Source organism: Flavobacterium endophyticum, assembly GCF_003634455.1.
Classification (GTDB): domain Bacteria; phylum Bacteroidota; class Bacteroidia; order Flavobacteriales; family Flavobacteriaceae; genus Flavobacterium; species Flavobacterium endophyticum.
In genome coordinates, this window is the sequence record NZ_RBLC01000001.1 from 1375139 (window position 1) to 1388977 (window position 13839).

A 13839-nucleotide genomic window follows, 5' to 3' on the forward strand; every position below is an offset into this window, starting at 1 on the left:
TCTGACCCTGACAGGGTTATCGTTAGTTGTTTTTTGTTTGTTTTTTTATTATTCCACCCAAGATTTATAGTATTGGCCATCATCCAATCCCATCGCTTCTTCGGTTACCATCAACGGACGGAACGTATCGACCATTACGGCTAATTCTTCGGTTACTGTCTTTCCGATACTTCTTTCCATCGCGCCAGGTGCAGGTCCGTGAGGAATGCCTTTTGGATGCAATGTGATATGTCCTTGCTCGATATTGTTCCTGCTCATGAAATCGCCATCTACATAATACAAAACCTCATCGCTGTCGATGTTACTATGATTGTAAGGTGCCGGGATTGCTTTTGGATGATAATCGTACAGCCTCGGACAGAAAGAGCATACGACAAAGGTTGAAGTCTCAAATGTCTGGTGAACCGGAGGCGGCTGGTGCACGCGTCCTGTTATCGGCTCAAAGTTATGGATACTGAAGGCATACGGGAAATTATAACCGTCCCAACCTATCACATCAAACGGATGGGTAGCATAGACTACTTCATGAATCATTCCTTCTTTTTTGATCTTGATCAGGAAGTCTCCTTTTTCATCATGTGTTTCTAATTCTGTCGGCAGCTTGAAATCTCTTTCGCAGAACGGAGAGTGCTCCAGATGCTGACCCGATTGGTTCTTGTATCTTTTTGGCGTATAAAACGGCGCAAAAGATTCTACATAAAACAGACGGTTTTCAGAGGTTTCAAAATCGATTTGGTAAATGATTCCTCTTGGAATGATCAGGTAGTCGCCGTACTCAAAAGGGATATTTCCCATCACGGTACGGAGCGTTCCTTTTCCTTTGTGGATGAAAATCATCTCATCGGCATCGGCATTTTTATAGAAATAATCTCGTAATGATTTCTGCGGTGCCGCCAAGCCTATGGTGCAGTCTCTGTTGACAAGCATGGCTTTTCGGCTGTCCAAAAAGTCTTCTTGCGGTTTTAATTCGAAACCTTTAAACAGCAGGGATTTTATATTCTTTCCGATGGCAATTTTTGGCTCTACGGAATAGGACGCCTTGATTTCTTTTACTTGCGTCGGCCTGTGGACATGGTATAGCAGCGACGAATGCCCATGAAAGCCTTCTGTTCCAAAGAGCTGCTCATAGTAGAGCCCGCCGTCTGGCTTTTCAAACTGCGTATGTCGCTTTTGGGGAAAATTGCCCAATTTATGATATAGTGGCATAATTATTAGATTTATGAAATTATGATTTTAGATTTCTGATAGCAGCATCCAAAAACTCATTCTGGGTTCCTCTTGATGAGGAACTTCAGATGCGACAATAAATCTTTCCAACTTGTATTCATAGTCACAAATATCGGAAAAATTAATTTTTTCACCTTATTTCTTGTGAAATATTTATAAAAAGGAAAAAGGCGCTACTGATTGTAAAATTTATCAGCAGCGCCTTTGTTCTATTTTAACATAAGCCTATCTCCCTTTCTTGTAACTGTACAGATAAATCAATGCATGAATTGCTGCAAAGATTAATGAGAAATAGAACAAGAAGTTATCATTTATATTCGGATCCATATGGTGGATAATGGCCACTATTACTAGGGCTGCAACCATTCCTAATCCTGACCCGGCAACTACTTTAAAGCTATCTAGGCTAAAGTTTCCTTTGTTTAGTATACTGTTTTTCATTCCGTAGAACAGATAGAGATCGAAACCAATCATCATCCAAACGATTAGTCGGATCCATGTATCTAACGGCAAGAATACCATCATGAACAAGCAAACCAACACTCCTGCAATAGGTACAAAAGGAACTAAAGGCGTTCTGAATGCTCTTGGTGCATCTGGCATTTTTTTACGCATGATCAATACGCCAATACATACAAGAATAAATGCAAATAATGTTCCGATACTCGTCATTTCTCCCACGACTCTAGCAGGTACGAAAGCGGCAAAAAGGCTTACGATTACCATAAACAATAAATTGTTTTTTGCTGGCGTTCTGAATTTTGAATGTACTTCTGAGAATACTTTTGGCATCAATCCGTCTTTACTCATAGAGAAAAACACACGGCTTTGTCCCATAAGCATCACAAGAATTACGGAAGCGTAGCCTCCTAATATAGCTAGCAGAATTGCATTATTCAGCCAAGGATAGGCTGGCGTTATCATTCCATCTGGCCCAGCTGTCCCCATCGCTTCTACTGCAATTGCCACTGGAGCGATTCCGTCTTTTCCAGCAAATGCTTGATAGTTTACGACTCCTGTCATTACGTGTGCAAAAAGAACATACAGGATGGTACAGATAGCCAAAGACAGCAATATTCCAATCGGCATGTCTCTTTTTGGGTTTTTAGCTTCTTGGGCTGCCGTAGAAACAGCGTCAAAACCAATATAGGCAAAGAACACGATAGCTGCTGCCCTGATTATTCCGGAGAAACCAAATTCTCCAAAGGTGCCTGTATTTTTAGGAATATAAGGCGTGTAGTTTTCTGGTCGTATGTATTGCCATCCAACAGCAATAAAAATCAATACAACACTCACTTTTAACAGTACTATAATTCCGTTTACAAATGCGGATTCTTTAGTGCCTCGAATCAAGATTAGCGACATTATCATCACAATCAATACGGCTGGGACGTTTATGATACCTCCTTCAAAAGGCGAAAGCATATAAGCATCATCAATGTGGATTCCATAACCGCTTAAAAATTTCCCGAGATATCTGGACCAGCTAATCGAAACCGTCGCGGCTCCAACGGCATATTCCAAAACCAAATCCCAACCAATAATCCATGCCACAAATTCGCCCATTGTTGCGAAAGAATAAGTGTAGGCACTTCCGGCTACTGGTATCATTGAAGAAAATTCTGCATAACACAAACCAGCAAAAACACAACCAAATGCAGCTACTAAAAAAGAAATAGTAATCGCAGGTCCCGCATTTACTGATGCGGCAAGACCCGTTATTGAAAATAATCCGGCTCCAATAATTGCTCCAATTCCTAAAGCTACTAATCCCGGAGCGGTTAAGGTTTTCTTTAATCCTTTTTCAGATTCAGATGATTCTTCTAAAAGCTGGGTTAATGATTTTCTTCTCCAAATAGACATAAATTGATTATTTAAGTGTTTAGTGGTTCCAAATATAGTTTTTTTATGGAATAATTAACACATAAATAATCGTATATATTTTTTTAGGATGAATTCCTTAAAACCAGAATCCTACGCTGAACCAGGTATGATGGTCTCTTGTTTCGGGCGACCAGGAGTGCTTGATTTCTACGGGTCCGATGATTGTTTCTAGGCCGTAGCCAAAAGAATATCCGGAATAGGCCGGACGTTCGATCCATTCGTCGCTATCAAAAATCTTGCTTCCGATGTTGGCATAGTTTGCCATGAAGTTCAAGTGGTTTTTTCGAAATATTTCATAATCTACGCCTACGGCTCCTTTGATGTAGCTGTTTCCGGAAAGGCTTACGAAGTCATAACCGTAAAAATGCCTGAAGTTATTGATCATGTTATAACCGTAGCCTCCTAATACGAAATCAAAAAACGGAACAGTCTGTTCGCCGACAGTAAAACCGGCTTCTGACTGAAGGTTTAACGTAAACTTGTTGAAGAAAGTCTTAGAAAAGGCCATTTCTCCTTTAAGGATGCTGAAATTCTGGTATTCTTTGGTATAATCGGAAGAATACAGGAAAGTCTGGAAGTCACCGCAGAACAGGAATCCGTTTTTTGGGAAGTATTTCTTATCAAACGAATCGTATTTTACATAGGCAATAAGGCTTACATAATCGCTGTCTTCTAAGATAGGATCGGTCGTTTCAAATGTTTTGGTCTTGATCTTTAAATGCTTGTATTCTGCACCTCCGCCGATCAGGAATTTTTGGGCGAAAACGGTCTGGAAATAGACCTGATTCGAAAAGTCGGAGTAATCAATATTGATGGAACTCAGTCCGAATAGGTTGAGCAGCTCTCCATTGTTGAAATCCGTGAGGACATTCCGGTTGAAGGTATTGTATCTGGATTTGATCCCGAAACTCCAATAGAAGCCATTATCGATATAATAGTCTAAATAGTACCTGAAATTGTCTCCTAGTCCGGCATCGACCGAAATGATATCGTTCTTGAACAACAGCTTTTTCTGGGTCAGGTTCAGCAAAATGGCGCTTTTGTAAAGGCCGTCATAATGCAATCCGAATTTTAAGTAGGTCTTGATCGGGTTTTCTACCAGCGTCATGGTCAAGACATCATTTCCTGAGGCAGACTTTGAAAACGAGTAGCCTATGCCGCTAAAGTTCTGGGTCGCGCTGAGGGTATTGATTCCTTTGTCCAAATCTGCATAGCTGATCTTGGTTCCGGCTTTGAACCCGAGCTTTCCAAGGACATAGGTACGGGTAAAATTTTCAAGCTGGGGCGTCTTGATTTCGCTGACTTGAAGGCTGTCGCTCTGCACGATGACCTTGTGCTTGGTGACAGGATTCTCCTTGTCGCCTATTTTTTCGAGCTGGTCGATTACTTTTCGTGCGGCATCTTCTCCTGTCTTTATGATCTGTACTCCTTGGGAGAAAGAAATTACACTGAATCCTTTAATATCTGGCTTTATGTAGATGTCGGTGGCTTTTTTCTTGCGGTCCATTTTCTGGATCATCTGCATGTTGGAAATCTGCACCAGAATTTTCGTGGCATCGGTCAACGCATCTCTGTCTTTTAGATCGTCTTGTACATCAACTCCAATGATGATATCGGCGCCTAGGTTTTTTACTTCGAGGATGGGATAGTTGTTCGTCACGCCTCCGTCTACCAGTAATTTTCCGTCAATTTCAACAGGCATGTATAAGGATGGCAAGGCTGCGCTGGCAATCATGGCTTGCGGCAGCGATCCTTTGTTTAGGAGTACTTGCTGGCCGGTCTCAATATCGGTAGCAATACATAAAAATGGAATCGGCAGCTGATTAAAATCACGAATGTGCCTTACATTATGCGTCAGCTTGTTCAGCATATTGAAGTTGTAAAGTCCTTTTGACAGGGCTCTTGGGATGCCAATCTTCATCTTCTTGAAGGGCAATGTCAGGGCATAGAGCTCGTCGTTTCTTTTTTCGTAAAAGTTTTTGGACGATCTTGGGATATAATCTTGGATCAGGGCATCGTAATCTGTCGTCTTGAAAATAGAGTCAATTTGTGCGGCGCTGTATCCCGAAGCATAGAGTCCGCCAATGATGGCACCCATGCTTGTTCCTCCAATATAGGAAATCTCTACGCCGGCTTCTTCTAATACTTTCAGAACGCCGATGTGGGCCAGTCCTTTTGCTCCTCCTCCACTCAAAACCAATCCTACTTTTGGCTTTTTCTGTTCTTGTGAAAACACAACCGATACAGAAAATAGCAACAAGAGGATAAGAGCTATTTTTTTCATAGAGAAAGGATTACTTTGTGGAATTGTAAAAGTCGGCAATTTTTTTGGCTTTTGAAATACCTACAACGTCAGAAATTTCTTTTTCTGTTGCCTGCGACAATCTTTTAACAGATTTGAAGTGTTTTATAAGGGCAATCATGGTCTTTTCTCCAATTCCGGGGATGGTTTCTACCGAAGTCTTTAGGGCACCTTTGCTTCGTTTGTCTCGATGGTGGGTTATCCCAAAACGGTGTGCCTCATTCCGAAGCTGCTGAATTACCTTAAGGGTTTCTGATTTCTTGTCTAGATACAACGGAATGGAATCGCCAGGATAAAATAATTCTTCCAAGCGTTTCGCGATGCCAATGATGGCTATTTTCCCTCTCAGGTCTAATTCTTCTAGGCTTTTTAGGGCAGATGATAGCTGTCCTTTGCCTCCGTCGATGATAATTAATTGGGGCAGCGGCTGCTCTTCGTCTAGGAGTCTTTTGTAGCGCCGGTATACGACTTCTTCCATCGAGGCAAAATCGTTCGGCCCTTCGACGGTCTTGATGTTGAAATGGCGGTAGTCTTTTTTGCTTGGCTTGCCGTCTTTAAAAACGACACAGGCGGCCACGGGATTGGTTCCTTGGATGTTGGAGTTGTCAAAGCATTCGATATGCCTTGGCTCGACAGAAAGACGCAGGTCTTTTTTCATCTGCGCCATGATTCGGTTGGTATGCCTGTCCGGATCTACGATCTGCAGCTGTTTCAGCTGGTCCATACGATAGAATTTTGCGTTTCGGATAGAGAGTTCCAAGATCTGCTTTTTGTCTCCTAATTGGGGCACGGTTACTTTTACATTTTCGCCCATGTCGATCTCAAAAGGGACAATTATTTCTTTGGACAGCAATTTGAACCGTTCTCGTAGTTCTACTACGGCCAGCTCTAGCAATTCTTCGTCGGATTCGTCGAGCTTCTTTTTCATTTCCAGCGTGTGCGAGCGGATGATCGCGCCATGTGAGATCTGAAGAAAATTGACATAGGCCATGCTTTCGTCTGAAACGATAGAAAACACGTCTACATTGGAGATTCTTGGGTTGACGATTGTCGAACGCGATTGGTAGTTTTCCAGCGTCTCGATCTTGTCTTTTATCTTTTGGGCTTCTTCGAATTTCATTTCGGAAGCAAGGTTTTTCATCAGCGTCTTGAAATCTTTGAGACTTTCCTTGAAATTTCCTTTGAGTATCTCGCGGATGGCGTCGACGTTTTTTTGGTATTCTTCTAAAGATTGGTGGCCTTCGCAGGGACCCTTGCAGTTGCCGATATGGTATTCTAGGCAGACTTTGTATTTGCCAGAATTGATATTTTCTCGCGACAGGTCATAGTTGCAGGTGCGCAGCGGGTATAATTCTTTGATTAGGTCCAATAGCGTATGTACGGTCTTGAAGCTGGTATAAGGCCCGAAGTATTCGGAACCGTCCTTGACCATATTTCTTGTGGTAAAGATTCTGGAAAACGGCTCTTTTTTGATGCAGATCCAAGGATAGGTCTTGTCGTCTTTCAGCAGGACATTGTATCGGGGCTGGAGCTTTTTTATGAGGTTGTTTTCCAAAAGCAGGGCATCGGTTTCTGTAGGAACTACGATGTGCCTGATGGAAACGATCTTGCGAACCAAGACGTTGGTCTTGCCATTGTCGTGCAGCTTGTTGAAATAGGACGAAACGCGCTTGCGCAGGTTTTTTGCTTTCCCGACATACAGGATCTTGTCTTCCTTGTCATAATACTGATACACGCCCGGGCCGTCGGGCAATGTCTGGATCTGTAGTTCTAAAGGAGTTCGCATCTGACAAAGTTAGTTTCAAAAATTCCGAATTGCAAGTGCCTGATTTCAATTTTAAATGGTTTTGGCAAATATTTAGCGTTCTCAATCTCAATTTTTATACATTTATATTTTTAAACAAAACATGGCGCTACCTACTTATAAAAATCTCACCATCTTGGGCGAGACGATCCTGCCGGGCGAGAGCCGGACCTTGAATATGGAGATTGCAAAGCTCCATACGATGACCAAACTAAAGATTCCGATTATCATAGAGCGTTCTGAAATCGACGGACCTACGGTCTTGTTTTCTGCGGGATTGCACGGCGATGAAATCAACGGCATCGAGATCGTAAGACGGCTGATCGTGCAGAAGATCAACCGACCGAAAATAGGGACTATCATCTGCATTCCGGTCATCAATGTTTTTGGCTTCTTGAACAAGACGCGCGAATTTCCGGACGGGCGCGATATGAACCGGGTCTTTCCGGGCAGCAAAAATGGTTCTCTGGCCAGCCGCTTTGCCTATTCTCTTTTAAAGGAAATTATTCCGAATGTGGATTATTGTATTGATTTTCATGCGGGCGGAGCCAGCCGCTTTAATGCACCGCAGATACGGATCGTGCCGAATAATACTGAGTTAAAAGCACTGGCTAACGTGTTTCATGCACCGTTTGGGTTGTATTCCAAAAATATTACGGGTTCTTTCCGCAATTCTTGTGACCGACTGGGTGTCAAGATGCTGTTGTTTGAGGGCGGAAAATCGCTGGATATCAACGAGTCTATTACACAGGAAGGTATCGAAGGCACCAAACGTTTCTTGGATCATTTCGGGATGCTGAACCCAAAGCGAAGGGCATCGATTGCGGACAGGAAGACTATTTATATCGAGAAGTCGGCTTGGGTACGTGCCAAGGCTTCGGGGCTGTTTCATGGGCTGACCGCTGTAGGAACGCAGGTCGAAAAGGGACAGGTACTGGCTACCATTTCGGATCCGTACGGCAAGGTGGAATATAAGGTAAAGGCACCTAATGCCGGCCATATCATCAATGTGAATGATGCGCCTATCGTTTATCAGGGGGATGCTATTTTTCATATCACGACGGCTTTAGAACCGTAAGCTTGCAGAATATTTTAGAACCATCCAAAATGCAAAAAAAAGAACTACGCTTAAAATACAGGGCCTTGCGGGCTGCTCTTTCTCCCGAAGAAATCGAAGAAAGGAGCCTTACTATTGCCAACCAGCTTGTCCGATTGGATATTTGGGACAAATTGTACTACCATATTTTTCTTCCGATTAGCGAACATAAGGAAGTAGATACAGAATTCTTACTTCAGGTATTGGCTGGAAAAGATAAAGAGATTGTCGTTTCTAAATCGGATTTCGAGACGCGAAAAATGACGCATTTCTTATTGACCGACAATACCAAATTTCGAAAAAACGAGTATAACATTCCTGAGCCAGTGGACGGAATCGAAGTGCCTACTGCCAAAATCGATGTAGTGTTTGTACCGCTTTTGGCGTTTGATCAAAAAGGGCATCGGGCGGGCTATGGTAAAGGGTTTTATGATCTTTTCTTATCGGAATGCAAAGAAGACGTACTGAAAATCGGGCTTTCTTTTTTTGAGGCTGAAGCCGCTATAACGGATGTTTTTGAAAACGACGTAGCGCTGGATTTTTGCGTGACTCCGAATACCGTCTACCGATTCAAAAAAAAGGCGTAACTTTAGAATAAAAAAAATGAAAACTCCTTTTAGATTATCCATCGGATTGCTTTTGCTTTGTTTTGCTTTTTCCGTTTCTGGATGCAGCGCCAGTATCGGCACCGGAACTTCAAGCAGATCGAGCAAAGCGAAACCGTTACCTCCAGGGCAGGCCAAAAAAGTGACAGGAGAAAAGAGTGCTAAAAAATATGCTCCGGGACAGAATTAAGCTAGTTCTGAATGTTTTCTTGAGCCTGAAAAGGCTTTTTTGTTGAACACAATCAATATTCCGACGCCTGTAGAGATGGCCATGTCGGCAATGTTGAATATGGCATTAAAAAAAGTAAAGTGCTGTCCTCCCCAGATTGGCAGCCATTTTGGCAAATTGCCTTCCCAGATCGGGAAATAGAGCATGTCAACTACTTTTCCGTGAAACCAAGTGCCGTACGGCTGGTCGGAAAAGAGCGTTGCGGTCTGGCCATGGCTATGGTCAAAAATCACTCCGTAAAAAACAGAATCGATAATGTTGCCAAAGGCGCCTGCCAAGATGAGCGCTATGGCTACAATCAGGTATCTTGAGCTTTCTTTTTTTACTGAATCCCACAACCACCAGCCAATTCCTGTTACGGCTACGAGCCTAAAAAGCGTCAGTATCAGTTTTCCGTAATCGCCGGGAATCTGGGTTCCCCATGCCATTCCTTCGTTTTCGATCAGTAGGATCTTAAACCAGCTGGCTACGTTGATCTGTCCATCTTCGCCGTATATAAAGTTGGTCTTGATGTATATTTTTGAGATCTGGTCAACGATAAGAATTAGGATAACTAATAAATATGCTTTCTTTAATGACATTTTCTTTCTTTTATTGCGCAAAAATAGGAATATTATTTATAAAAACACTCGCAAGGGCTTGTTCCTTTTTATGCGGCTTTTCGCTGCTGTTTTTCCTTACTAGCGTTTGATGCAAAAGGGCGCCTGCGTTTGCTTCTATATTAAAAAAACGCTCCTTGACAGGAGCGTTACTTTGGGTAATATCTTCTAGCGATTATCGCTGCAGGTTTTTTGCTTCGATACTCATCGTGGCGTGAGGAACGATCTTCAGCCTTTCTTTGCTGATTAGTTTTCCTGTTACTTTGCAAACGCCATAGGTTTTGTTTTCTACTCTGAAAAGCGCGTTTTTTAGATCACGGATGAACTTTTCCTGACGGATTGCCAACTGAGAGTTTGCTTCTTTCGACATGGTCTCGCTGCCTTCTTCAAACGCCTTGAATGTCGGCGACGTATCGTCTGTACCGTTGTTCAGGTCATTCATATAGGCACTCTTGATCAGGTCAAGGTCTGCTTGTGCTTTTTGTATTTTTTTTAAAATAATTTCTTTGAACTCTGCCAGATCAGCATCGGAGTATCTTGCAACTTCATCTACCATATTATATTATTTTGAAATTAATATACTTGTTTTTATTTCATCAAACTCAATTTCTATACCGTTTTCTACTTTATCTTCAATAATCAGTTCTTCTGTCAGCGTCTCTGCCTTGATGTAGTCTTGGTTTGCCGTAAGGGCTTCTTCAAGAATACCGTCTTTTTGGACTTGGACCTTGATCTTGTCGGTAACTTCAAAACCTGAGTCTTTTCTGATATTTTGAATGCGGTTGACTAATTCTCTAGCGATTCCTTCTTTTTTCAATTCGTCGGATATAGTGATGTCTAACGCCACCGTAATTCCGTTGGCATTGGCGACCAGCCATCCTTCAATATCTTGGGAAGAAATCTCTACATCTTCAGAGGTTAAATTAATACTTTTCCCTGAAATGACAATACTTAGCGAACCGTTTTTGTCTAGTTCGTTGATCTGTTCCTGTGAGAAATTTTGTATCTCTTTGGAAATCAGACCCATATCTTTCCCGAAACGCGGTCCTAATGCTTTAAAATTAGGCTTAATTTGCTTTACCAATATGCCCGAAGCGTCGTCTAGAAGCTCTATTTCCTTGACGTTTACCTCTGCTTTTATAAGGTCTGAAACGGCTTCGATTTCTGCTTTTTGCTTGCTGTCTAACACCGGAATCATCACTTTTTGCAGGGGCTGACGTACTTTTATCATTTCTTTCTTGCGAAGCGATAGTACGAGCGACGAGATGGTCTGCGCCTTCTCCATCCTGCTTTCCAACGATTTATCAACAAAGTTATGAGCATATTCTGGAAAATCGGCCAAATGTACGCTATCGAATGCTTCTTTATGTGTCGCCTGCGTTAAATCTCTGTAAAGCTTGTCCATAAAGAACGGAGCGATAGGGGCGCTTAGTTTTGCTACGGTTACCAGACAGGTGTACAGGGTCTGATAGGCAGCAATCTTGTCTTGGGCGTAGTCGCCTTTCCAGAATCTTCTTCTGCACAAACGCACGTACCAGTTGCTTAGGTTCTCCTGAACAAAGTCAGAAATAGCTCTTGCAGCTTTTGTTGGCTCGTAGTCGGCATAATAGCTGTCGACATCTTTTATCAGCGTATTTAATTCTGATAGGATCCATCGGTCGATTTCTGGCCTTTCTTCCAGCGGCACTTCGGCTTCTGCATAAGAGAATCCGTCGATGTTGGCATATAAGGCAAAGAACGAATAGGTATTGTATAGGGTTCCGAAGAATTTACGGCGTACTTCTGCGACACCTTCGATATCGAACTTTAAGTTGTCCCAAGGGTTGGCGTTGGCAATCATGTACCAGCGCGTCGCATCGGGTCCGTATTCGGCCAATGTCGTGAACGGATCAACGGCATTGCCCAAACGCTTGGACATTTTCTGTCCGTTTTTGTCTAAAACGAGTCCGTTAGACACTACGTTTTTATAGGCTACTTTATCAAAAACCAATGTTCCGATAGCGTGTAATGTATAGAACCAGCCGCGCGTCTGGTCGACACCTTCGGCAATAAAATCAGCCGGGAAGTCTTTATTTTCGTCAATCTTGTCTTTGTTTTCAAACGGATAGTGCCACTGCGCGTACGGCATGGCTCCGGAATCAAACCAAACATCAATCAGGTCGGTTTCGCGCTTCATCGGCTTGCCGGAAGGGGAAACTAGTACGATTTCGTCTACGACATTTTTATGGAGGTCGACCAAGTCATAATTGGCTTCTGACATGTTTCCGATCTCAAATCCTTTGAACGGGTTTTCTTTTTGGAAACCGGCTTGGATTGATTTTTCGATAGCGTTGTATAGCTCTTCTACCGAGCCGATGATGGTTTCTTCTTTTTTGTCTTCGGTTCTCCAGATCGGCAACGGAATACCCCAATATCTTGAGCGGGACAGGTTCCAGTCGTTGGCATTTTTCAGCCAGTTTCCGAAACGGCCTTCGCCTGTAGATTTCGGCTTCCAGTTGATGGTGTCGTTCAGGTCGAACATTCGGTCTTTTACATCGGTGACCTTGATGAACCAAGAGTCTAACGGATAGTATAAAAGAGGCTCGTCTGTTCGCCAGCTGTGCGGGTAGCTGTGCACGTATTTTTCGACCTTAAAGGCCTTGTTTTCTTCTTTTAGTCGGATGGCGATTTCTACGTCTACCGATTTTTCTGGCGCTTCGCCAGCATTATAGTATTCGTTCTTTACGTATTTGCCTGCGAAGTCGCCCATGTGGGAAGTGAATTTTCCTTGCAGGTCGACCAATGGCACTGGCGTACCGTTTTCGTCCAAAACCAGCATCGGCGGTACCTCTGGCACAGCTTCTTTGGCAACCTTGGCATCGTCTGCACCAAAAGTCGGGGCGGTATGTACGATTCCGGTTCCGTCTTCGGTGGTTACGAAATCACCCGAGATGACGCGGAACGCATTTTCTGGGTTCTGGTACGGCAGGGCATACGGCAGTAATTGTTCGTATCTGATTCCGACCAAATCAGCGCCTAAGGCTTCCGCTACTATTTTATAAGGCAACTGTTTGTCGCCGTTTTTTACTTTGCCAAAATCCGCTTCTTCTGCGCTTTCGAAATAGCCTTTGCCGAATTGTTTTCCAACTAAATTCTTAGCCAAGACTACGTTGATCGGCTCGAATGTGTATTGGTTGACTGTTTTTACTAGCACGTATTCGATTTTCGGTCCCACCGTCAGTGCCGTATTGGACGGCAAGGTCCATGGCGTAGTCGTCCAAGCTAAGAAATGCACATCGCCAAAGCCTTTTAGTACGGCTGGCAGTGTTTCTGCAAGTGTCTTAAACTGGGCAACGATGGTCGTATCGGTCACATCGCGGTAAGCGCCCGGCTGGTTGACTTCGTGAGAGCTCAGTCCGGTTCCTGCTTTTGGGGAATAGGGCTGAATCGTATAGCCTTTATAGAGCAGGCCTTTGTCGTAAATCTGCTTTAACAGCCACCAAACGGTTTCCATGTATTTGGACTTATAGGTCACATAGGGATCTTGCATGTCTACCCAGTAGCCCATCTTTTCGGTCAGGTCGTTCCATACGTCGGTATAGCGCATGACGGTCTTTTTGCAGGCTTCGTTGTATTCTTCGATGGAAATGGTCTTTCCGATGTCTTCTTTGGTGATTCCTAATTCTTTTTCGGTTCCGAGTTCTACCGGAAGTCCGTGGGTATCCCATCCCGCTTTTCTTTTTACCTGAAAGCCTTTTTGGGTCTTGTAGCGACAGAAAATATCCTTGATCGCGCGCGCCATTACGTGGTGAATACCCGGCAGTCCGTTTGCTGAAGGCGGGCCTTCAAAAAACACATAGGGTTGGTTTCCTTCGCGCGTGGTTACGCTCTTTTCAAAGATGTCTTGTTTTTTCCAGAAATCAAGCACTTCAGATGCCACTGTTGGCAGGTCAAGTCCTTTGTATTCAGTAAATTTTGCACTCATTTTTATCGCTTTGTAAAATCAATTTGCGAAAGTAATGAATTTTTTAATTAGTTATGGCGTATCGGGCGCGCGTTTTTTATGAAGATTCCGCTGACTATCAGTACTGCTGCCACTGTTATGATGGAATCG

At 43.2% G+C, this 13839-nt stretch carries 10 protein-coding genes; 3 read left to right on the forward strand and 7 right to left on the reverse strand.

Annotated elements, in window-relative coordinates:
- Window positions 1-48 precede the first annotated feature (48 nt).
- From CLV94_RS06345 to uvrC, 4 genes are all read right to left on the reverse strand, one after another.
- Window positions 49-1206, reverse strand: coding sequence for a homogentisate 1,2-dioxygenase (locus CLV94_RS06345; protein ID WP_121375574.1), 1158 nt, complete (start codon window positions 1204-1206; stop codon window positions 49-51).
- A gap of 246 nt (window positions 1207-1452) precedes the next feature.
- Window positions 1453-3090, reverse strand: a complete 1638-nt coding sequence (locus CLV94_RS06350; RefSeq protein WP_121375575.1) for an amino acid permease — start codon at window positions 3088-3090, stop codon at window positions 1453-1455.
- 97 nt (window positions 3091-3187) lie between these two features.
- Window positions 3188-5395, reverse strand: coding sequence for a patatin-like phospholipase family protein (locus CLV94_RS06355; protein ID WP_121375576.1), 2208 nt, complete (start codon window positions 5393-5395; stop codon window positions 3188-3190).
- A gap of 10 nt (window positions 5396-5405) precedes the next feature.
- Window positions 5406-7199: an excinuclease ABC subunit UvrC gene (gene uvrC, locus CLV94_RS06360; RefSeq protein WP_121375577.1), complete on the reverse strand. Its 1794-nt coding sequence runs from the start codon at window positions 7197-7199 to the stop codon at window positions 5406-5408.
- A gap of 121 nt (window positions 7200-7320) precedes the next feature.
- On the opposite strand from uvrC, the gene CLV94_RS06365 reads away from it, so the two are divergent.
- The 3 genes from CLV94_RS06365 to CLV94_RS06375 are packed head-to-tail and all read left to right on the forward strand — an operon-like array spanning window position 7321 to window position 9108.
- Entirely contained in the window at window positions 7321-8295 is a 975-nt protein-coding gene (locus CLV94_RS06365; protein WP_245982464.1) for a succinylglutamate desuccinylase/aspartoacylase family protein, read from the forward strand.
- Between the two features lie 29 nt (window positions 8296-8324).
- A complete protein-coding gene (locus tag CLV94_RS06370) occupies window positions 8325-8900 on the forward strand; it encodes a 5-formyltetrahydrofolate cyclo-ligase (RefSeq protein ID WP_121376247.1) in 576 nt (191 codons plus the stop codon).
- Window positions 8901-8916: 16 nt separating this feature from the next.
- Window positions 8917-9108, forward strand: coding sequence for a hypothetical protein (locus tag CLV94_RS06375; RefSeq protein WP_121375578.1), 192 nt, complete (start codon window positions 8917-8919; stop codon window positions 9106-9108).
- On the opposite strand, the gene CLV94_RS06380 is transcribed toward CLV94_RS06375, so the two are convergent.
- From CLV94_RS06380 to ileS, 3 genes are all read right to left on the reverse strand, one after another.
- Entirely contained in the window at window positions 9105-9728 is a 624-nt protein-coding gene (locus CLV94_RS06380; protein WP_121375579.1) for a lipoprotein signal peptidase, read from the reverse strand. The genes CLV94_RS06375 and CLV94_RS06380 overlap by 4 nt on opposite strands.
- A gap of 193 nt (window positions 9729-9921) precedes the next feature.
- On the reverse strand, window positions 9922-10302 hold the full coding sequence (locus CLV94_RS06385) for a TraR/DksA family transcriptional regulator (protein WP_056067507.1): 381 nt from the start codon (window positions 10300-10302) through the stop codon (window positions 9922-9924).
- A gap of 6 nt (window positions 10303-10308) precedes the next feature.
- A complete protein-coding gene (gene ileS / locus CLV94_RS06390; protein WP_121375580.1) occupies window positions 10309-13710 on the reverse strand; it encodes an isoleucine--tRNA ligase in 3402 nt (1133 codons plus the stop codon).
- Window positions 13711-13839: the final 129 nt, after the last annotated feature.

Bases quoted from the DNA above. Each gene is read 5' to 3' on its own strand.
- CLV94_RS06345 (WP_121375574.1), bottom strand. From the start codon at position 1,206: ATGCCACTATATCATAAATTGGGCAATTTTCCCCAAAAGCGACATACG.
- CLV94_RS06350 (WP_121375575.1), bottom strand. From the start codon at position 3,090: ATGTCTATTTGGAGAAGAAAATCATTAACCCAGCTTTTAGAAGAATCA.
- CLV94_RS06355 (WP_121375576.1), bottom strand. From the start codon at position 5,395: ATGAAAAAAATAGCTCTTATCCTCTTGTTGCTATTTTCTGTATCGGTT.
- uvrC (WP_121375577.1), bottom strand. From the start codon at position 7,199: ATGCGAACTCCTTTAGAACTACAGATCCAGACATTGCCCGACGGCCCG.
- CLV94_RS06365 (WP_245982464.1), top strand. From the start codon at position 7,321: ATGGCGCTACCTACTTATAAAAATCTCACCATCTTGGGCGAGACGATC.
- CLV94_RS06370 (WP_121376247.1), top strand. From the start codon at position 8,325: ATGCAAAAAAAAGAACTACGCTTAAAATACAGGGCCTTGCGGGCTGCT.
- CLV94_RS06375 (WP_121375578.1), top strand. From the start codon at position 8,917: ATGAAAACTCCTTTTAGATTATCCATCGGATTGCTTTTGCTTTGTTTT.
- CLV94_RS06380 (WP_121375579.1), bottom strand. From the start codon at position 9,728: ATGTCATTAAAGAAAGCATATTTATTAGTTATCCTAATTCTTATCGTT.
- CLV94_RS06385 (WP_056067507.1), bottom strand. From the start codon at position 10,302: ATGGTAGATGAAGTTGCAAGATACTCCGATGCTGATCTGGCAGAGTTC.
- ileS (WP_121375580.1), bottom strand. From the start codon at position 13,710: ATGAGTGCAAAATTTACTGAATACAAAGGACTTGACCTGCCAACAGTG.